A 20,565-nucleotide genomic window follows, 5' to 3' on the forward strand; every position below is an offset into this window, starting at 1 on the left:
AAGCCAAGCATCGCCCACCGTGATGCTGTTGGATGAATCAGGCCGGTCTCCGGGCTCATGAGTGGCGCCCTGTTGACCAGGGCGGGCCGACGATGCGCCTTCCCATATCGCACGCGATACAGTGGCAAAAGCAGCGTCTTGACTCATTTACCGTTGCGGGGGCAGCGCCGGGATCGTGGCCGCACTGTAGAAAAGTGCGCGCCCTCACCGGCTTCCCTGTTTCACTCGATCGACGCGTACGCCACAGAGCACCTGAAACAAGCGGCGAAGGTTAGTGGGTTGGGGGTACAGCGTCAATTAAAGCCGGCCACGCACTTGAACCATCGCCACGGGCCGTACCTCTATGACTACAGGCATTGAGGAGAAAAACATGCACAAGACCCGACTCGCCGTACTGATCATGGCCGCAGGCGCACTCGCCGCCTGCGGGGAAAGCTCAACGTTGCAGGTGTCCGACGGCACCGGGCCTTCGCCCAAGCTGCCGGAACCTAACAAAACCCTGATCCCCACCGTCAACATCGCCCCGGCCGTTGGCTGGCCCGATGGCGCCAAGCCCCAGGCCGCCGCGGGTACCCAGGTCGGCGCCTTCGCCGAAGGCCTGGACCACCCGCGCTGGCTGTATGTATTGCCCAATGGCGATGTGCTGGTGGCCGAGACCAACGCGCCGCCCAAGCCGGATGACTCCAAGGGCATTCGCGGCTGGGTCATGGAAAAGGTCATGGGCCGCGCCGGCGCGGGTGTGCCCAGCCCTAACCGCATCACCCTGCTGCGCGATGCCGACCATGATGGCGTGGCAGAAACCCGCACGGTCTTCCTGGAAAACCTCAACTCGCCCTTTGGCATGACCCTGGTGGGCAACGATCTGTATGTGGCTGATTCGGACAAGCTGCTGCGCTTCCCTTATCAACCGGGGGAAACCGCGATCAAGGCGCCAGGCACCAAGGTCATCGACCTGCCGGGCGGCCCGCTGAACCACCACTGGACGAAAAACGTGGTGGCCAGCAAGGATGGCAGCAAGTTGTATGTGAGCGTGGGCTCTAACAGCAACGTCGGCGAAAACGGCCTGGAAGCCGAACAGGGCCGCGCTGCGATCTGGGAAGTCGATAGGGCCAGCGGCAAACAGCGGATTTTTGCCTCCGGCCTGCGCAACCCCAACGGCATGGCCTGGGAGCCGCAAAGCGGCAAGCTGTGGACGGCGGTCAACGAGCGCGATGAAATCGGCAGCGACCTGGTGCCGGACTACATCACCTCGGTCAAGGATGGCGGCTTCTATGGCTGGCCGTTCAGTTACTACGGCCAACATGTGGATGTACGGGTCACGCCGCAGGACCCGGACCTGGTGGCCAAGGCCATCGCGCCGGACTACGCCGTCGGGCCACACACCGCGTCCCTGGGCCTGACCTTCGCAGAAGGCAACACGCTACCGGCACAATTTAGCCATGGCGCGTTTATCGGCCAGCATGGCTCGTGGAATCGCAAGCCGCACAGTGGCTACAAGGTGATCTTTGTGCCGTTCGAAGGCGGCAAGCCGAAGGGGCAACCGGTGGATGTGCTGACCGGGTTTCTCAACAGTGATGAGAAAGCCATGGGGCGGCCGGTGGGGGTGGTGATCGACCAGCAAGGCGGGCTGTTGGTGGCGGATGATGTGGGGAATAAGGTGTGGCGGGTGTCGGCTGTTAAATAAATAATTTGCCTCCCCAAAAAACAACTGTGGGAGCGGGCTTGCCCGCGATGGCGGTGGATCAGCCAGGAATCTATCCACTGATACACCGCCATCGCGAGCAAGCCCGCTCCCACATTTTTTATCGGTGCAGGTCTTAAGGGTTACGCGCCAGGTGCTCGGCCGGCAACACGCGCTTGGCGCTCAGGTAGGCATTCTGCCAATAGGCCTTGGACAAGGTATCAAGCTTCACCGTACCGCCAGTTTGTGGCGCATGGACGAAGCGCCCTTCCCCTACATAGATGCCGGCATGGCTGACCTGCGAACCACCGCCCGTGGCAAAAAACAGCAGGTCGCCGGTTTGCAGCGCATCTTCACGCACGTCCTGGGCACGCATCACGATCAACTCGCGAGTGGTGCGCGGCAGCGAGATGCCAGCAGCATCGCGGTAGACAAAACCAATCAGGCCGCTGCAATCAAACCCCGAGTCCGGCGTGTTGCCGCCCCAGCGATAAGGCGTGCCGACCAGGCCCAAGGCGCGAAACAGCACATCTTCGGCAACCGGCGAAAAGTTCTGGGTGGTGTAGTTGAATACCGGCTTGGGCTTGACGGCCACAGGCGCAGGTGGAGGACGGCTGGCGCAGGCACTGAGCAGCGCGGCGCAGACAAGAAGAATTAGGCGGGCCGAGGTCGACATGGGCAGAACAATCCTGATCTGGATGCGGCTTTCGCTGCCGAACGCTGAAAACTAGACCGCGCAAGCAAGCTTGCGCGGTCAGGTTCGCAACAATATCTCAGGATTCTAGCGGTTACGCGTCAAACTTCAAGTATCACTTTAAGTTTACTTGCGAGCGGTAACGGTAGTCGGGGCCATCGCCAGTGCGCGCTTGGCTTCGATGAAGGTTTTGCTCCAGTAGCTGTCGCCCAGCTTATCGACCCGCACCCCACCGCTGCGGCGGCTGCTGGAGTGGATGAACTGGTCATCACCCAGGTAGATACCGGCGTGGCTGACACGACCACGGCCATTGGTACTGAAGAAAAGCAGATCGCCAGGCTTGAGGTTGTTCCGTGCGACCAACGGTGCATCCACGTTGATCATTTCGCGGGTGGAGCGCGGCAGGTTCATGCCAGCTTCTTCACGAAACAGATAACCGATAAAACCGCTGCAGTCGAAACCGGCTTCGGAAGTACCGCCGAAACGGTAGCGGGTACCGATCAGGGACATGCCGCGTTCGAGGATGCTGTCGGCCAGCAGTGGCAACTGATAAGGCTTGCTGTCGGCGAACTGGGCCAGTTCTTTTTCGGTCGCCACCTCTTCTTCATAAACAGAAGAAGACTGTGTTGCGACGAATTTGGCTTGATGTTGTTGCTGTGGCTTTTGCTGCTCTACCACCTGCTGGGGGTGGGTGGCGCAACCAAACAACAGGGTAACGAGTGCGAGAGGCACGAGGGGTGCGAAGCGATTTAGCATGGGCACGACCGTGGCTGATATGTAAAGAAGTCGAGACTATGCCTTCTATGACATCGATTTGCAAATTCAATCGTGATCTATGTGACTTCTTGTTTGACCTATGTCATCTAAGCCCTTAAACCCCATTTAGAGCCTTTTGCGTGGCCAGAGCGGCCCAAACGCAGGTTTTCTGGCGCCTGGAATTTGCCAGAAGCCCCGGTTTCAAAGGGCTGGCTACCAGCCGAGGGTCTCTTTGAGAAAGGGGATGGTGAGCTTGCGCTGGGCCTGCAGGGAGGCCTGGTCGAGCTGTTCGAGCAGGTCGAACAACGCGCTCATGCTGCGGGTGCCACGGGTAAGGATGAAATGCCCGACTTCATCGGTCAGGTGCAGGCCACGGCGCGATGCGCGTAGTTGCAAGGCACGCAGCTTGTCTTCATCGGACAACGGACGCATCTGGAAGATCAGCGCCAGGGTCAGCCGCGACTTCAGGTCCGCCAGCTTGACCGGCAGCTCCCGAGGCGAGGTTGACGCGGCAATCAACAGGCGCCGACCGCTGTCGCGCAGGCGGTTGAACAGATGGAACAGCGCTTCTTCCCAGTCCGCCCTGCCGGCGACCGCTTGCAGGTCATCCAGGCACACCAGTTCGTATTGCTCGAGGTTGTCGAGGATGCCGATGCCACGGTCCAGCAGTTCGGCCAACGGCAGGTACACCGCCGGTTCACCCAACTGCTCAAAGCGCAGGCAGGCTGCCTGCAACAGGTGGGTACGCCCCACGCCGTCCTTACCCCAGAGGTAGATCAGGCTTTCCGTCCACCCGGCGTCGGCTTCGCAGAGCCGCTCGACATAGCCGAGTGCAGCGGCATTGGCGCCTGGGTAGTAATTGATGAAGGTAGCGTCGTCACGCAGACGCACACCTAGGGGCAGCTGAATCGGTTTCATGCTGACTGAACGGCTCCAATCGAACCGTTAGTGGCCTCTGTGAAAAGTTTGCAAAGTTTATACCCGTGACGCCGGGCGCACAATGCAACAGACCACAAGCAAAATCAAAGGTTTGCGTTAACTCATTGGATTTTTTGGAGATTGTTTGACGCGATGGCTAAATGCCAAGCCCTGAAGACAACAAACCCGGCCTTGCGCCGGGTTTGTGATCAGCCTTACAACTGAGGGTCATCCGCGCCCGTGTACACGTCCGAATCCTTGTACACATCATGCACATGGCGCACCAGCACCATGATCACCGCCGCCACCGGCAGCGCCAGCAGGATGCCGGTAAAGCCGAACAGCTCGCCGCCCGCCAGGATCGCAAAGATCACGGCCACCGGGTGCAGGCCGATACGGTCGCCCACCAGCAACGGTGTCAACACCATGCCTTCCAGCGCCTGACCGACCATGAACACCGCGACAATCCCCAGCATCGGGTACAAGTCGCCGCCAAACTGGAACAGGCCGGCCACCAGCGCCGCGCCAATCCCGATGACAAAGCCCATGTACGGCACAATCGCCGCCAGGCCGGCAATCATGCCGATCAACAGGCCGAGTTCCAGGCCAATCGCCATTAGCCCGCCAGCATAGATAATCCCCAACGCCACCATCACCAACAACTGCCCACGAACGAAGGCACCCAGCACCTCGTGGCACTCCCCGGCCAGGGACACGATGCGCTCCTCACGATCACGGGGCAGCAGGCTGCGGATCTTGGCGATCATGATGTCCCAGTCGCGCAGCAGGTAGAACGCCACCACCGGGATCAGCACCAGGTTGGTCAGCCAGCCGATCAAGGCCAGGCTGGAGGCCGTGGCCTGGCTGAGAATGACCCCGACGATATCGGTGGTCTGGCCCATGTGCTCGCTGATCGCGGCCTTGACCTTGTCGAACTTCCAGAAGCCATCGGCCAGGCCAAGCTTGGACTGCGCCCAGGGCATGGCTGTGTGTTGCAGCCAGTCGAGCATCTGCGGTGCCAGCTCATATAGGCGGACCAGCTGCTTGGCCAGCATCGGCACCAGCACCAGCAACAGCGCCATGACGATCAGGGTAAACAGCGCAAATACCGCCACCACCCCCCAGGTTCGCGACAAGCCGGCCTTTTCCAGGCGATCCACCACCGGATCGAACAGATAGGCCAACAGCAACGCGACCAGGAACGGCGTCAGGATCGAATGCAGCAAGAACACAAAGACGCACAGCAGGACAATCCCGCCAAGCCACACCCAACGACGCGTATCCGCCATAAACCACTCCATCTGTCATTTGCTTCTATATAAGGAAGAACATTTACCAACGAAAACGCAGTTGCGGCTCAGGCTCGGCTGGCGGCAGCGGCGCAGGTGCAACCCCCTCGGCCACGGGCGGCTGTACAGGCTGCGGCGCAAGTGCCTCACCGGCGGGCACTTCCTGCAACTTGGCCAGGCTCAACTGGCTGCGCAGTTGCTCGCTGCTGCCATTGACCCGATAGACGATCCGATCGCCATCCACCCGCTGCAACTGCGCGCCAAAAGGTTCCAGCAGATGACCGAGGGCGGCGTAGCGTTCCAGGGTCATGCCTTGCACTTGCAGCAACTGCTCGCTGGACACCCCGGCTTTTACCGCAAAACGGGGAGCAAGACGCTCACTGACCGCCAGCAACACGGCATCAGCCAAGGCAGCCGTGTCAGCGCCCTGTACGTTGCCCTGCTCGGCTTTGTCACCCAGCCACAGGCGCCATTTTGCTTGCCATTGGCCCGCCTCTTCACGGGCGTGCACCGCCAGCAGGGCATCGGCGCCATAACGTTCGGAGGCCGAACGCAGGGGCGCGGGATCTGCACTTTCAAGATTAGGCGCGGTGGCAACGATCTGTTCATCGAGATCACCCAGTGGCAGGCGCAACGGCAAGCCGCGATGCTGGGCTGCACGACGCAGTGGCTCGGCCGCCGACTGGCCATCCCCCACCAGGCTGCTGCCTTCAGTGGAATCGTTCAGCCACCAGCCAAGGATCGACGGCCGATTGTTGCCCCACAACGCCAGGCCGGCATCGCGCAGGGCGCGGTCGGTGCTGACCGGGTCGAAATCCACTTGCAGGCTTTCCGGGGGGCCCGCGTCGTAGCCGTACTGGCTGATGATCTGTTGCGGATCCTTGCGGATCGCTGCCAGGCCAGGACCCTCGGCGGCCTTGGCGTCGCCGGTCAGGCGGATCACCAGGGTTTGCAGGGCTCGCTGGGTGGCTTGTTCACGCTCTTGCGGCGCCTGGCTGCTGACAGGCTCCAGCACTTGATAGAGGCCATTGAGGGTTTCGGCATGACTCGCCAGGCTGACCAACGACAAACAGCCGACAAAAAAGTATCTACTCAGACCCATGAAAAAAGATTCCCGAACGACAAAAAAGCGGCTGGAACAGACCGCGTGAAGAAGGTTAAGCAAGGCTGTGACCACAGCGACCGGCAAAACATTCACAAGGCCCCGGTAAGTTTTCGTACTGTCATAACGATAGCGGGTTAAAGGCTATACCTTAATACAGGCGATCGCGGCGCCGATTAAGGTTTTTTTAGCACCATATGCCTCTGCCCGTCGGCCCGAGGATGGCCGCTGCCCCTCAAGCCTGATAAAATCGCGCGCCTTCGCAGACCGTCAACGGCTGGGCGTCCTGAAGTGTTCAACTTCCGTACCCCCACCGCATCGGTCGTTACCCCTGAATCCCCCCCTAAAGGCCTGGATCATGAGCAAGCAACCCTCCCTGAGCTACAAGGACGCCGGTGTAGACATCGACGCCGGTGAAGCATTGGTCGAACGCATCAAGAGCGTCGCCAAGCGCACTGCGCGCCCCGAAGTCATGGGCGGCCTGGGCGGTTTCGGCGCCCTCTGCGAGATCCCGGCCGGCTACAAGCAGCCTGTGCTGGTCTCCGGCACCGACGGCGTGGGCACCAAGCTGCGCCTGGCGCTGAACCTGAACAAGCACGACACCATCGGCATCGACCTGGTAGCCATGTGCGTCAACGACCTGGTGGTGTGCGGCGCCGAGCCGCTGTTCTTCCTCGACTACTACGCCACCGGCAAGCTGAACGTGGACACCGCTGCACAAGTGGTCACCGGTATCGGCGCTGGCTGTGAGCTGTCGGGTTGCTCCCTGGTCGGCGGCGAAACCGCTGAAATGCCGGGCATGTACGAAGGCGAAGACTACGACCTGGCCGGCTTCTGCGTCGGCGTTGTAGAAAAAGCCGAGATCATCGACGGTTCCAAGGTGGCCGCTGGCGACGCCCTGCTGGCCCTGCCATCGTCCGGCCCGCACTCCAACGGCTACTCGCTGATCCGCAAGATCATCGAAGTGTCCGGTGCCGACATCGAAAACACCCAACTCGACGGCAAGCCCTTGACCGACCTGCTGATGGCCCCGACCCGCATCTACGTCAAGCCATTGCTCAAGCTGATCAAGGACACTGGCGCCGTCAAGGCCATGGCCCACATCACCGGTGGCGGCCTGCTGGACAACATCCCGCGCGTGCTGCCAAAAGGCGCCCAGGCCATCGTCGACGTGGCCAGCTGGCAGCGCCCGGCGGTCTTCGACTGGCTGCAAGAGCAAGGCAACGTCAATGAAACCGAGATGCACCGCGTGCTGAACTGCGGCGTGGGCATGGTCATCTGCGTGGCTCAAGAACACGTGGAAACTGCGCTGAACGTACTGCGTGAAGCCGGCGAGCAGCCATGGGTGATCGGCCAGATCGCCACCGCTGCCGAAGGTGCTGCCCAGGTTGAACTGAAGAACCTCAAGGCTCACTGATGCCAGCAACCTGTGATGTCGTGGTGCTGCTTTCCGGCACCGGCAGTAACTTGCAGGCCCTGATCGATAGCACGCGCGCCGGCGACAGCCCGGTGCGCATCGCTGCGGTGATTTCCAACCGCAGCGACGCCTACGGCCTGCAACGCGCCCAGGACGCGGGTATCGATACCCGCTCCCTGGATCACAAGGCGTTCGACGGTCGCGAGGCCTTCGATGCAGCCTTGATCGAACTGATCGACGCCTTCAATCCCAAGCTCGTGGTCCTCGCCGGTTTCATGCGCATTCTCAGCGCTGACTTCGTGCGCCACTACCAGGGGCGCCTGCTGAATATCCACCCTTCCCTGCTGCCCAAATACAAAGGGTTACATACCCACCAACGGGCCCTTGAGGCCGGAGATACAGAGCACGGCTGCAGCGTGCACTTTGTCACCGAGGAACTCGATGGCGGGCCTCTGGTCGTACAGGCAGTAGTTCCGGTAGAGTCTGCTGACTCGGCGCAGAGCCTTGCGCAACGGGTTCACACCCAGGAACACAGGATTTACCCGCTGGCGGTTCGCTGGTTTGCCGAAGGACGCTTGGTGCTCGGTGAACAAGGTGCATTGTTGGACGGCCAGTTACTTGCGGCCAGCGGCCACTTGATTCGTACCTAGGAGATTTTATGCGTCGTGCCCTGCTCTTCGCTTTTGCTCTGCTTGCCCTGCCTACCGTGCACGCGGCAGATCTACAGCCTTTCTCCGCCAGCTACACCGCCGACTGGAAGCAGTTGCCCATGAGTGGCCAGGCCTCCCGCAGCCTGGAAAGCACCGGTAACGGCGTCTGGAAGCTCAGCTTCAAGGCCTCGATGATGATCGCCAGCCTGACGGAAGAAAGCACCCTGACCCTGGACAAGGACACCCTGCTGCCCCAGTCCTACCACTTTGAACGTGGTGGCCTGGGCAAAGCCAAGAAGGCCGACCTGGACTTCGACTGGACCGCCAAGATGGTCACCGGTACCGATCGCGGCGACGCGGTCAAGATCCCACTGAACCGCGGTATGGTCGATAAATCCACCTACCAGTTGGCCCTGCAGCATGACGTAGCGGCCGGCAAGAAAACCATGAGTTACCAGGTAGTGGATGACGGCGAAGTCGAGACCTATGACTTCCGCGTACTGGGCACCGAGAAAGTCGACACCAAGGCCGGCAAGATCGATGCCATCAAGGTTGAGCGCGTGCGCGATCCGACGCAAAGCAAGCGCACCACGGTGATGTGGTTTGCCAAGGATTGGGACTACCTGCTGGTTCGCCTGCAACAAGTCGAAACCGACGGTAAGGAATACAACATCATGCTGTTGGACGGTACGGTCAATGGCAAGGCTGTGAAAGGCAGCTGATCGTTGATTGATTGAAAGAGCCCCGCTAACTGCGGGGCTTTTTTTCGCCCGCATTTTTTCATGGATGGCTGATACCGCTATCGCCGGCAAGCCGGCTCCTACAGGTCTAAACAGCCTAACCAACATGAAACTTTTGTCATAAACCGCCCCCTCCTGCGACGCAATGTCGCGGTTTACGGGGCCTGGAGCATTGTTGCGGGTACTGCAATGAATTGTTGCACGCAAAGTCAGTTTACTTAGCAAGCTAACAAAATATATAACAAAGGCCTGCGACGCCTTGCCGCAGATCAACCAGAGACTGGAGCAAGCAGATGACAGTAAAAGTAACTGAACGCGACGATGCCCATATGTCCCACGAAGCCCTGGCCCACGGCATTCATATCTGGGATGTGCATCAACAAGACCTGCTGGTAGGCATGTTTCACAACGAGTGCGACGCCCACAATTATAAAAGCGAGCTCGAAACCCTCGAAATGAAACGCCAGGCATCCAGCTCCTGACTCACTGGAATGCTATGGGCCGCTCCGTGGCTATGACCCCGGAGGTGGAAGTGATTGTGGCGAGCGGGCTTGTTGTGGCGAGCGGGCTTGCCCCGCGCTGGACTGCGAAGCAGGCCCAATAAGGCCACCGCGATCTTTAAGTTACAACGGTGAGCTTACGTTTTGGGGCCGCTTCGCAGCCCAGCGCGGGCAAGCCCGCTCGCCACAACAAGCCCGCCTGCCACAATAGCCCCGCTTACAACCGCAAGGTTGTTACCACATCAGATCATCAGGGATCTGGTACGCGGCGTATGGATCATCCTCATCCGGCACCTGGGTCTCGGTGAGGATGTTGAGCTGGACGATGCGCTCAGGCGCGCGCTCCTGGATTTTCAGGGCGGCCTCCCGTGGAATCACTTCGTAACTACCGCCATGGTGGACAATCGCCAACGAGCCGTTGCTCAGCTTGTTGCGCATCAAGGTGTTGACCGACAGGCGCTTGACCTTCTTGTCGTCAACAAAGTTGTAGTAGTCCTCGGTGGTCAGCTTGGGCAGGCGCGAGGTCTCGATCAATTGCTTGACCTGCGCGGCACGGGCCTTGGCCTCGACCTTTTCCTGCTGCTGACGGTTGAGCTCCTGGTCGCGCTTGACCTTCTCGGCCTGCGCTTCCAGGGCCAGGCGCTGCTGGGTGTCATCGGCCTGGGCCTGGCCTTTGTGAACCAGGCGCTGCTGCTTCTGCTTGTCTTTGCCGACCTGCTTGGCCTGCTTCTGATTGACCAGGCCTGCTTTGAGCAACTGGTCGCGAAGGGAAATGCTCATGGTGCTTACTCACTTAGGCAACTGCTCAACCGCAGTTGGACACATTCTTTTCCTGGCGTTTGGCTTCACCCCACAGGGCGTCCAACTCTTCGAGGGTGCAATCTTCCATGGGACGGTGGGTGTCGCGCAATGCCTGTTCGATAAATCGGAATCGCCTTTCGAATTTGGCATTGGCACCGCGCAGGGCGGTTTCCGGGTCCACCTTGAGGTGCCGGGCCAGGTTGACCGCCGCAAACAGCAGGTCACCGACTTCATCGGCAATCGCTGCCGGGTCGTTGTCGGCCATGGCTTCGAGCACCTCATCGAGCTCTTCACGCACGTTATCCACCACCGGTAACGCCGCTGGCCAGTCAAAGCCTACCTGGCTCGCGCGTTTTTGCAATTTGGCCGCACGGGACAGTGACGGCAAGGCGCTGGGCACGTCATCGAGCAGGGACAGTTGCTCGGGGGCGTCAGACTTTTCTGCGCGCTCCTGCGCCTTGATGGCTTCCCAGCGCTCCTTGACCTGTTCTTCACTTAACTGAGGGATATCCAGCGGCGCATACAGGTCTCCGGTGGGGAACACATGGGGATGCCGGCGAATCAGCTTGCGGGTGATGCTGTCGACCACCCCGGCGAACTCGAAGCGCCCTTCTTCCCGGGCCAATTGGCTGTAATACACCACCTGGAACAACAGGTCGCCCAACTCGCCTTGCAGATGATCAAAATCCCCGCGCTCGATGGCGTCGGCGACTTCGTAGGCTTCTTCCAGGGTATGGGGCACGATGCTGGCGTAGGTTTGCTTGATGTCCCACGGGCAACCATATTGCGGGTCGCGCAGGCGGTTCATCAGGTGCAGCAGGTCTTCAAGTGAATACATCGGTCAATCTCTGTCCGCTGAAATGGTCATGCCACCGATCAATGTGGGAGCCGGGCTTGCCCGCGATGCAAGCGCCTCGGTGTGCCTGGCAGACCGAGTCGATGCGATCGCAGGCAAGCCAGCTCCCACACAAGCCGGCTCCAACAAGGGATCAGGTCATGGCGTGCGGTTACGCCGCGTCTCGATGATGTTCGGCAACTGGGAGATACGCCCCAGCAACCGCCCCAACGCGTCCAGCCCCGGAATCTCGATGGTCAGGGACATCAGTGCAGTGTTGTCCTCTTTGTTCGAGCGGGTATTGACTGCCAGTACGTTGATCCGCTCATTGAGCAGCACTTGCGAAACGTCCCGCAGCAGACCCGAGCGGTCGTAGGCACGGATGATGATGTCCACCGGGTAGGTGAGCACCGGCACCGGCCCCCAACTGACCTGGATGATCCGCTCCGGCTCACGCCCGCCCAACTGCAGCACCGAGGCGCAGTCCTGGCGGTGAATGCTCACCCCACGGCCCTGGGTGATGTAGCCGACGATGGCATCGCCCGGCAACGGCTGGCAGCAGCCAGCCATCTGGGTCATCAGGTTGCCTACGCCCTGGATCTGGATATCGCCGCGCTTGCCCGGCTTGTAGCCGGTGGCCTTGCGTGGGATCAGTTCCAGTTGCTCGCTGCCACGCTCCGGTTCCACCAGTTGCTGGGCCAGGTTGACCAACTGCGCCAGGCGCAGGTCGCCGGCACCGAGGGCAGCGAACATGTCTTCGGCAATCTTCATGTTGGCCTTTTCGGCCAACTTGTCGAAATCCACCTGGGGCAGGCCCAGGCGCCCCAGCTCGCGCTCGAGCAAGGTCTTGCCGGCGGCGACGTTCTGGTCCCGCGCCTGCAGCTTGAACCAGTGGACAATCTTCGCCCGCGCACGCGACGTGGTGATGTAGCCCAGGTTCGGGTTCAGCCAGTCGCGGCTCGGCGTACCGTGCTTGCTGGTGATGATCTCGACCTGCTCACCGGTCTGCAGGCTGTAGTTGAGCGGCACGATCCGCCCGTTGATCTTGGCGCCACGGCAGTTGTGGCCGATCTCGGTGTGCACGCGGTAGGCAAAGTCCAGCGGCGTCGCACCCTTGGGCAAGTCGATGGCGTGGCCGTCGGGGGTGAAGATGTAGACCCGGTCGGGCTCGATATCCACCCGCAGTTGCTCGGCCAGGCCGCCGATATCGCCCAGTTCTTCGTGCCATTCCAGTACTTGGCGCAGCCAGGAGATTTTCTCTTCGTACTGGTTGGAGCCCGACTTGACGTCGGTACCCTTGTAGCGCCAGTGCGCACACACGCCCAACTCTGCCTCTTCGTGCATGGCGTGGGTACGGATCTGCACTTCCAGCACCTTGCCCTCGGGGCCGATCACCGCCGTGTGCAGCGAGCGGTAGCCGTTCTCCTTGGGGTTGGCGATGTAGTCGTCGAACTCTTTGGGAATGTGCCGCCACAGCGTATGAACGATACCCAGCGCGGTGTAGCAGTCGCGCATTTCCGGCACCAGCACACGCACGGCGCGCACGTCGTAGATCTGGCTGAAGGCCAGGCCCTTGCGCTGCATTTTGCGCCAGATCGAATAGATGTGCTTTGCCCGGCCGCTGATATCGGCTTCGACACCGGTAGCCTGCAATTCCGAGCGCAACTGGCCCATCACATCGCTGATGAAACGCTCACGATCCAGCCGCCGCTCGTGCAGCAGGGTCGCGATCTGTTTGTATTGATCGGGCTCCAGGTAGCGGAAGGACAAGTCCTCCAGCTCCCACTTGATATGGCCGATGCCCAGGCGGTGAGCCAGGGGCGCGTAAATATCGAAGACCTCACGGGCGACGCGATTGCGCTTTTCGTCATCGGCGGTTTTCACCGCACGGATCGCGCAGGTGCGCTCGGCCAGCTTGATCAGCGCGACGCGTACGTCGTCGACCATCGCCACCAGCATCTTGCGCAGGTTTTCCACCTGGCCCTGGGTGCCGAGCACCATCGACTGGCGCGGGCTGAGGCTGGCGCTGATCGCAGCCATACGCAACACGCCATCGATCAGCTTGGCCACCACCGCGCCGAAACGCTGGCTGACCAGCGGCAACGCAATATGCCCTTCGCGCACACCGCGATAGAGCACCGCGGCGATCAGCGAATCCTGGTCCAGCTTGAGGTCGGCGAGGATCTCGGCGATTTCAAGCCCGGTGCGAAAACTGGATGTTCCTTCGGCCCAGAGGTTCTTGGCCGCATTGTCTTGCTGTTCTGCCTCGCGAGCGAACTCGCAGGCGGCTTTCAAGGCTTCACGGTCCAGTGCCGGATCGACACTGATGGCATGATCCAGCCATGCCTCGAGATTGATACTGCCGTCGGTGTTGATCGGCTGGTGTGCTCTCACCTGTACCATCTTGCTTACCTTCCCTACGACGCGCCTGTAGCGCGTCAAAATCGCTGACCCTTGTAACGCGAACTCCCTGGCAGGTCACAGGCCTTGGAGAACGCAGGCCAGTCGGACTAAGCGAGCATCCTAGCTCGCTTCAAATAACGCCATCGCCTCGACATGCGCAGTTTGCGGAAACATATCGAGGATCCCGGCACGTTTTAGCCGGTAGCCTTGCTTGACCAACTCGACAGTGTCCCGCGCCAGCGTGGCTGGATTGCAGGACACATACACCAGGCGATCAGCCCCCAGAGTGGCGAGCTTGCGCACAACCTCCAGGGCACCATCGCGGGGTGGGTCCAAGAGTACCGCAGAAAAGCCTGCTTTGGCCCACTGCGCATCACTCAAAGGCTGGGACAAATCGGCCTGAAAAAACTGCACATTATGCAAATTGTTGCTTGCGGCATTCAGCGCCGCGCGGTCCACCATGGCCTGCACGCCCTCTACCGCCACCACTTCACGCACTTGGCGCGCCAGAGGCAGGGCAAAGTTGCCAAGGCCGCAGAACAGGTCCAGCACCCGTTCGTCGGAACGTGGTGCCAGCCAATCCAGCGCCTGGGCAACCATCGCTTCGTTGACCCCGGCGTTGACCTGCACAAAATCCCCAGGCCGGTAAGCCAGGTCCAAGTCCCACTGCTGCAGACGATAGCCCAGGCCCGCCCCGGCCGCGAACGGCTGCGGCTCGCCCTCTCCATGCAGCCACAACTGGGCATCATGGAAGGCACAGAATTCTTGCAGCACCACCAGGTCGGCATCCGACAGCGGCGCCATATGCCGCAGCAACACGGCAATCGACGAGCCACTGAACAACTCCACATGCCCCAGGGCCTGAGGTTTGCTCAGGCGCCGCAACATGTTGGGCAGGCGCTGCATGATCGGTTGCAAGGCCTGTACCAGCACAGGGCAATCATCGATGGCCACGATGTCCTGGCTGGCCACGGCGCGAAAGCCAACGTCCAGGCGCTTGGCCTTGACGTCATAGCGCACGGCCACGCGGGCCCGGCGGCGATAGCCGAACTCGGGCCCGCTCAACGGCGCGGCCCATTCCTGGGGCTCGACCCCGGCAACACGGGACAATTGCTCGGCGAGCATGCGCTGTTTCAGGGCAAGCTGTTCGTCATGGGGCAAGTGTTGCAGGCTGCAACCGCCACAACGGCCGGCATGGGCGCACGGCGCCGGGCGACGCAGTTCGCTGGCCTTGAACACCCGTTCGGTGCGGGCCTCGACCACTTTGCCATGGGCACCCAGCACCCGCGCCTCGACCTCTTCGCCGGCCAGTGCACCCACTACAAACCAGGTGCGGCCTTCGAAAAACACGATCCCCCGGCCATCGTTGGCCAGGCGTTCGATGGTCAGGCGCTGTTTTTTACCGACCGGGATTTGTGGCGCCCGATTACCGCCCGTTGGCTGGAAACGCAGGCCTCGCTCTTGCTTGGCCATCAGTTGGGCGCGTCGAAAATGCCGGTCGACAGGTAACGGTCGCCTCGGTCACAGATGATCGCGACGATCACCGCGTTTTCCAGTTCTGCAGACAAGCGCAACATGCCGGCCACAGCGCCACCCGAGGACACACCGCAGAAGATACCTTCTTCACGGGCCAGGCGACGGGTAGTGTCTTCGGCTTCACGCTGGGCCATGTCGATGATGCGATCGACGCGGGCGGCGTTGTAGATCTTTGGCAGATACTCCTCGGGCCAGCGGCGGATACCGGGGATCGCCGCGCCTTCCATCGGTTGCAGGCCAACGATCTGGATCGCCGGGTTCTGCTCCTTGAGGTAGCGCGAGTTACCCATGATGGTACCAGTGGTGCCCATGGAGCTGACGAAATGGGTGATGGTGCCCTGGGTCTGGCGCCAGATTTCCGGGCCGGTGCTGGCGTAGTGCGCTTCCGGGTTGTCACCGTTGGCGAACTGGTCCAGGACCTGGCCACGGCCTTCGGCGGCCATGCGCTCGGCAAGATCGCGCGCGCCTTCCATGCCTTCTTCCGGGGTGACCAGCAACAGCTCGGCACCATAGGCGGTCATCGCCGCCTTGCGCTCGGCGCTGCCGTTGTCGGGCATGATCAGGATCATCTTGTAGCCCTTGATCGCCGCGGCCATGGCCAGGGCAATCCCGGTATTGCCGGAAGTGGCTTCGATCAGGGTGTCGCCGGGCTTGATCTGCCCACGCAACTCGGCGCGGGTGATCATCGACAACGCCGGGCGGTCCTTGACCGAGCCTGCCGGGTTATTACCCTCGAGCTTGAGCAGCAAGGTATTGCTGGTGTTACCCGCCATGCGCTGCAAGCGGACCAGGGGGGTGTTGCCGACGCAATCGGCGATGGTTGGGTACTGCAAGGTCATGGCGTATTCGCAATCCAGACTGCGGGGGCGCCTATCATACCGGCAAACGCTGGCGGGCCATATCACGCAAAGTGTGGTGCTTATAACTCAACGAACTAAAGCCCAGGGCTGTCGTGGTGAGGGACTGTTGTGGCGAGGGGGCTTGTCCCCCGCTGGGCTGCGCAGCAGCCCCAAAACATGCCACTTCGGTGTATCTGATAAAGCGCAGTGGATCTTAGGAATTGGGGCTGCTGCGCAGCCCAGCGGGGGACAAGCCCCCTCTCCACAAAAGCCCCTCTGCCAGAACAGCTCCTTGGCCATAGGGGCTACACGGTATCCACCTTCAATGAATGATCGTTGAGCATCCCGTTAATGATGGTCGCCGTGTCTGCCCCTCCCGCAATCAGGCCACCCGCCCCCGGTGTCACGCCGTATTGGGTCGCCAGGTTGACGCCAGCCAGGTCGATGGTCTGGGTAGCCGTGGCCCCTGCAACAGAGCTGATGTCGATGGTGGTCGTGCCGCTCACCACCTTGAAGTGCAGGTAATCATCCAGGGACGCCGTCGTCGCATTCTCCCCTTGCAGCAATTGCGACAGGTCCAGCTTGTCGGTGCCCACGGTAAAGTCGGTGATGACGTCGTGCCCGCTACCGCCGGTGAGGTATTGGAAGGTGTCGGCACCCGCGCCGCCGGTCAGGGTGTTGTTGCCCGGACCACCGATCAGGATGTCATCGCCGCCCTCGCCCTTGAGGGTGTCATTGCCCAGCCCGCCCGAGATCAGGTTGTTGCTGCCGTTGCCGGTGAGGAAGTCGTTGAAGTTGGAACCGATCAGGTTCTCCAGGGCCGTCAATGTATCGGTCCCGGCGCCCCCCGTGATTTGCCCTCCCACCGTGCCAAGGTTGACGGTCACGCCCGACGTGGCATTGGCGTAACTCACGGTATCGATGCCCGCACCGCCATCGAGCAGGTCATTGCCGATGCCACTGAACAGCAGGTCATTGCCATTGCCGCCGTGCATCTCGTTGTTGCCATTGCCAGCACTCAGTACATCATTGCCATCGCCGCCATTGAGGATGTTGTTACCGGGCCCGGCCATGAGGATGTCATCACCGTTGGTACCGGTGAGGGTGGTGCCGGCCTGGTAGGTGATGTCTACGGCGGCGCTGTCGCTGCCGCCGTGGTTATCGCTGACCGAGTAGTTACCGTGGTAGTCCGGCGTGTAGTCCTGGGCGCCGGCATAGTTGATCTTCATATCTAACTGGTAGCTTTCTGCGCCATTGACGTTGCCACCTGCTGGATTGGTGGTGTTGGCAATGTGAATCTGATAGCTACCGTCCGTTAACGCAGTCAGCGTCGCGCCATCCGCGAGAGGGAGTTCTCCGCCACCGTTGAGCGAATAGGTCATGACGATGTTACCGACCGGCCGGTTGTGATCCAGGTTGAGGGTCTCCCCCGCCCTGAGTGTGACCGTCACGCGATCGTCGGCCGTAGCGCTGCCGACACTGCCGAGACTGCCGGTGATCACAAGGGCTGCGGTCAGGGCCCCGATATCGGCAAACGAGGTACGTACATCCCCCAGGGTTGTACCGGTAAGCGTTCTGGTCCCCGTCCCGGTAAACGCCGCGTTCTTGGCCACCCAGCCGGTTGGAAAACTGGTGGGGATAGCCGTCAGGTTGTCATGGTTGGCATCGCTGTCATTGGCCAGCAGCAACTGCGCAGGCACCACAATGTTGCCCGACAGGATATTGGTGATCACATGGTCATCACCGGCCACCGGTGCCACGTTGGGGTTGACCTTGACCACCAGGCTGGAGGTCGCCAGGTCGCCGTCGTTATCGCTGACGGTCACGCCAAAGGTTTCGGTGACCAGCGAGCCCGTCAATTTCGGCGGGTTGTAGCGGAACTCGCCGTTGTCCATGTCGACGATCAGCGTGCCGCCCTGGTTGGTGGTGATGGTAATACTGTTGCTGACGGTGTCGAACGTGCCGTGCCCGCCCGGCAGGTTGGCGCTCATCGAGCCCCCCGCCGCCGGGTTGTAGGTGTAGGTGATGCCATCCACAGTCAGGGATTTGACGAAGCCACCGTCGGCACCAAATGTGCCATCCGTCAGCAGGCTCCCCGTGACTGGCGCGCCCTGCACGGTGCCGGCCAGCACCGCATCCAGGCCCGCCAGGTTGGCCACCACTACCGCATTGGTATTGGTGTGGGTGCTGCCGTCGTAGGCCACCGGGTCCAGGTAAATGCTGTTGACGCCCGCGCCCAGGCCAATGGCATAGGCCTTGATGCCGTTGGCATCGAGGAAGGCCCGCCATACGCCTTCTTCTGTGGCATCGATACCGTCGCCGTACTCCGGGTTGACCACGTTGCCAGGGTTGTTCGGGTTATTGGTGTTGGACGTGGTGGGGTTACCGTCCGAGAAGAAGTACGCCACGTTCTGCGCACCTTCCAGCTTGCCGGCGGTGCCGTAGGCGGTCTGCGCAGTGCCCAGGGCCGAGTCGTAGTTGGTGCCATTGAACGCGGTGAGGCCGTTGACCAGGGTCTTGGCCGTGGCGACGCTGACCCATTGGCTGCTCAACTGTTGCGAGCTGTCGTTGAAGGTCACGATCTGCACCTTCACGTCGCCCATATCGTCATAGCGGTTAAGCAACTGGGTGATGGACGCCTTGGCCAGGTCGAGCCGCGTACCGCCGGCCCCTGACGCGTCATTCATGCTGCCGGAAATGTCGATGATCAGCAGCAGGTTGGAATCCACCTCCGTCGCCGTGACCTCACGCGCGCTGGACACCACTATTGGCATGTCGTCGACAATACTCACCACGATGCTGCTGGTGGTGGAGTTGCCCAGTTGGTCGGTGACCTTGTAGGTGAAGGTCTCGGTCAGCACATTCGGCCCGTCATTGCTGTTGGGCAAGGTCTTCGGTGCCGACGTCAGGGTGTAGGTGTAGGTGCCATTGGCATTAAGCAGGATCTGCCCATAGCTGCCCGTCGCACTGCCGACCAGGCTGAAACTCAACGGGCCAGTGCCGCCGGTGGTCGAGCCCACCAGGGTGCCAGTGGCCGTTTCGCTGGTGGCGGTCGGGTCGCTGCCGATCACAGTGCCGGGCGCCAGGTCGAGGCCATCGAGTTTCAGGTCCAGGGCTTTTTCGTAGACAGTGACATCGCCATCGACGCTAGCCACCAGGCCACTGTCGGCCACATTGATGGTCAAGGTCGTGGTGCTCAAGTCACCGTCTGCATCACGCACGGTGTAGACAAAGGTGTCCACCGCTCCCGGTGGGTTCACCGAGTTGGGGTTGCTGTGATACACGGCATTGCCGTTCGCATCCAGGGTCAGGTAGCCGAAGCTGCCGGTGATATTCCCGCCCAGGCCACCACTGGCCGGCGTACCGACATTACTCCCTGCCCGCACCCCGACCACCGCACCCGCCAGGGTGGGGCTGTCGGCACCGCCGACATCATTGCCCAACACATTGACGCTGACCACACCGCCCTCTGCTACCGAGCGCACATCGGGATTGGCGATGGGCAGGTCATCGATGATGTTGATATCAATCGTGCCCGTCGCCGTATTGGTGTCGTAATCGCTGGCCGTGACCGGAATTTGCTCGGACAGGCTGTTGGCACCGCTGGCATTGGGGTGCGTTTCGTTGTCGAGCAGGGTGTAGCGGTAGCTGACCACCCCGGTGTTGGGGTCGTAGCCAGTGACAACAAAGCTGTTGCCCAGCAGGGTACCTTCCGACAGCGGGAAGGTGGCAACCACCCCGTTGGTCACCACATTCAGGCCACCGACCGTGAGGTTTTTCAAACCGTCCAGGGCGGTCACGGTGAAGGTACCGGTCTGAGTCAACAAGGGCGTGTTCGGGTTGGAACCATCGACCAGGTTTTTTTCAAAGACGGTCAACTCCCCGCCAGTCAGATCCAGGCCGGTGAGCACTACCGGGTCGTTGTTGTTATGCACCTGGAGCACCAACTTGGCGGTGCTGGTATCGCCGTCACTGTCGTTCAACTGGTAGGTGAAAGTCTCGGTACCGTTCCCCCCGCCGTGCAGGGCGATAAATTGGGGGTCGGTCTTGTCGAGGGTGTAGGTGTAGCTGCCGTCGGCAAACAGTTGCAGGGTCCCGTAGGTGCCAACAATGGTGTTTGGCGTGACCGGGCCGGTGGCGATGCGGTCGGCGCCTTGTACGTCATTGCCCAGCACGCTGCCGGTCAGGGTCAGCAGGCTTTCAGAGGCCACACCGCCGGGGTTGTCGTCGAAGGCTTTTGGCACATCGTCGACCACATTGACGTCCAACGTGCCCGTAGCGCCGCTGCTGTTGCTGTCGGTGGCGGTCACCGTGAACGACTCGCTGATGCTGTTAGTGCCTGCGCCGGTTGGGTGGCTGTCAGTGCCGTTGAGGGTGTAGCTGTAGCTGATCACGCCGGTGCTG

At 61.2% G+C, this 20,565-nt stretch carries 16 protein-coding genes and 1 riboswitch; of the genes, 5 read left to right on the forward strand and 11 right to left on the reverse strand.

The genetic code is table 11. The features are described 5' to 3' along the window. Nucleotides 1-22: 22 nt before the first annotated feature. Nucleotides 23-271: riboswitch (cobalamin riboswitch) on the reverse strand. 99 nt (nucleotides 272-370) lie between these two features. Further along, the gene (locus BHC62_RS19910) at nucleotides 371-1,684 is read left to right on the forward strand and encodes a sorbosone dehydrogenase family protein (RefSeq protein WP_070995889.1); all 1,314 of its coding nucleotides are present in this window, start codon (nucleotides 371-373) and stop codon (nucleotides 1,682-1,684) included. 133 nt (nucleotides 1,685-1,817) lie between these two features. Here BHC62_RS19910 and BHC62_RS19915 read toward each other — a convergent pair whose 3' ends face one another. The 5 genes from BHC62_RS19915 to BHC62_RS19935 form a co-directional block, all read right to left on the reverse strand. Then, on the reverse strand, nucleotides 1,818-2,357 hold the full coding sequence (locus BHC62_RS19915; protein WP_029292405.1) for a C40 family peptidase: 540 nt from the start codon (nucleotides 2,355-2,357) through the stop codon (nucleotides 1,818-1,820). 144 nt (nucleotides 2,358-2,501) lie between these two features. Continuing rightward, nucleotides 2,502-3,131: a C40 family peptidase gene (locus tag BHC62_RS19920; protein ID WP_029292404.1), complete on the reverse strand. Its 630-nt coding sequence runs from the start codon at nucleotides 3,129-3,131 to the stop codon at nucleotides 2,502-2,504. 213 nt (nucleotides 3,132-3,344) lie between these two features. Further along, nucleotides 3,345-4,049, reverse strand: coding sequence for a DnaA regulatory inactivator Hda (gene hda, locus BHC62_RS19925; RefSeq protein ID WP_029292403.1), 705 nt, complete (start codon nucleotides 4,047-4,049; stop codon nucleotides 3,345-3,347). Between the two features lie 215 nt (nucleotides 4,050-4,264). Then, the gene (locus BHC62_RS19930) at nucleotides 4,265-5,338 is read right to left on the reverse strand and encodes an AI-2E family transporter (RefSeq protein WP_029292402.1); all 1,074 of its coding nucleotides are present in this window, start codon (nucleotides 5,336-5,338) and stop codon (nucleotides 4,265-4,267) included. Between the two features lie 43 nt (nucleotides 5,339-5,381). Next, nucleotides 5,382-6,440 (reverse strand): DUF2066 domain-containing protein, encoded by a 1,059-nt coding sequence (locus tag BHC62_RS19935; protein WP_070995890.1) that lies wholly within the window; start codon nucleotides 6,438-6,440, stop codon nucleotides 5,382-5,384. Between the two features lie 358 nt (nucleotides 6,441-6,798). Here BHC62_RS19935 and purM point away from each other — a divergent pair, with 358 nt between their 5' ends. The 4 genes from purM (at nucleotide 6,799) to BHC62_RS19955 (ending at nucleotide 9,729) form a co-directional block, all read left to right on the forward strand. After that, nucleotides 6,799-7,857, forward strand: a complete 1,059-nt coding sequence (purM, locus tag BHC62_RS19940) for a phosphoribosylformylglycinamidine cyclo-ligase (protein ID WP_070995891.1) — start codon at nucleotides 6,799-6,801, stop codon at nucleotides 7,855-7,857. Continuing rightward, nucleotides 7,857-8,507, forward strand: coding sequence for a phosphoribosylglycinamide formyltransferase (purN, locus tag BHC62_RS19945; RefSeq protein ID WP_070995892.1), 651 nt, complete (start codon nucleotides 7,857-7,859; stop codon nucleotides 8,505-8,507). The genes purM and purN overlap by 1 nt, the downstream gene beginning before the upstream one ends. Before the next feature lie 8 nt (nucleotides 8,508-8,515). Next, nucleotides 8,516-9,229: a DUF3108 domain-containing protein gene (locus BHC62_RS19950; protein ID WP_029292398.1), complete on the forward strand. Its 714-nt coding sequence runs from the start codon at nucleotides 8,516-8,518 to the stop codon at nucleotides 9,227-9,229. Between the two features lie 311 nt (nucleotides 9,230-9,540). Continuing rightward, the gene (locus BHC62_RS19955; protein WP_070995893.1) at nucleotides 9,541-9,729 is read left to right on the forward strand and encodes a hypothetical protein; all 189 of its coding nucleotides are present in this window, start codon (nucleotides 9,541-9,543) and stop codon (nucleotides 9,727-9,729) included. A 252-nt stretch (nucleotides 9,730-9,981) separates the two neighbouring features. Here the strand turns inward: BHC62_RS19955 and BHC62_RS19960 are convergent, their stop codons facing one another. The 6 genes from BHC62_RS19960 to BHC62_RS19985 form a co-directional block, all read right to left on the reverse strand. Then, the gene (locus tag BHC62_RS19960) at nucleotides 9,982-10,527 is read right to left on the reverse strand and encodes a DUF2058 domain-containing protein (protein WP_070995894.1); all 546 of its coding nucleotides are present in this window, start codon (nucleotides 10,525-10,527) and stop codon (nucleotides 9,982-9,984) included. Between the two features lie 25 nt (nucleotides 10,528-10,552). Continuing rightward, nucleotides 10,553-11,386: a nucleoside triphosphate pyrophosphohydrolase gene (gene mazG, locus BHC62_RS19965; RefSeq protein ID WP_029292395.1), complete on the reverse strand. Its 834-nt coding sequence runs from the start codon at nucleotides 11,384-11,386 to the stop codon at nucleotides 10,553-10,555. 156 nt (nucleotides 11,387-11,542) lie between these two features. Continuing rightward, a complete protein-coding gene (relA, locus tag BHC62_RS19970) occupies nucleotides 11,543-13,786 on the reverse strand; it encodes a GTP diphosphokinase (RefSeq protein ID WP_029292394.1) in 2,244 nt (747 codons plus the stop codon). Nucleotides 13,787-13,906: 120 nt separating this feature from the next. Then, complete coding sequence (gene rlmD, locus BHC62_RS19975) at nucleotides 13,907-15,259, reverse strand: 23S rRNA (uracil(1939)-C(5))-methyltransferase RlmD (protein WP_029292393.1); 1,353 nt, start codon at nucleotides 15,257-15,259, stop codon at nucleotides 13,907-13,909. Continuing rightward, complete coding sequence (cysM, locus tag BHC62_RS19980) at nucleotides 15,259-16,161, reverse strand: cysteine synthase CysM (protein WP_029292392.1); 903 nt, start codon at nucleotides 16,159-16,161, stop codon at nucleotides 15,259-15,261. The genes rlmD and cysM overlap by 1 nt, the downstream gene beginning before the upstream one ends. Nucleotides 16,162-16,466: 305 nt before the next feature. Then, a partial coding sequence (locus tag BHC62_RS19985) for an S-layer family protein (RefSeq protein WP_143007562.1) occupies nucleotides 16,467-20,565 on the reverse strand: 4,099 nt, incomplete at its 5' end.

The sequence above is a fragment of the Pseudomonas sp. 06C 126 genome, assembly GCF_001855215.1.
GTDB classification, from domain to species: domain Bacteria; phylum Pseudomonadota; class Gammaproteobacteria; order Pseudomonadales; family Pseudomonadaceae; genus Aquipseudomonas; species Aquipseudomonas proteolytica.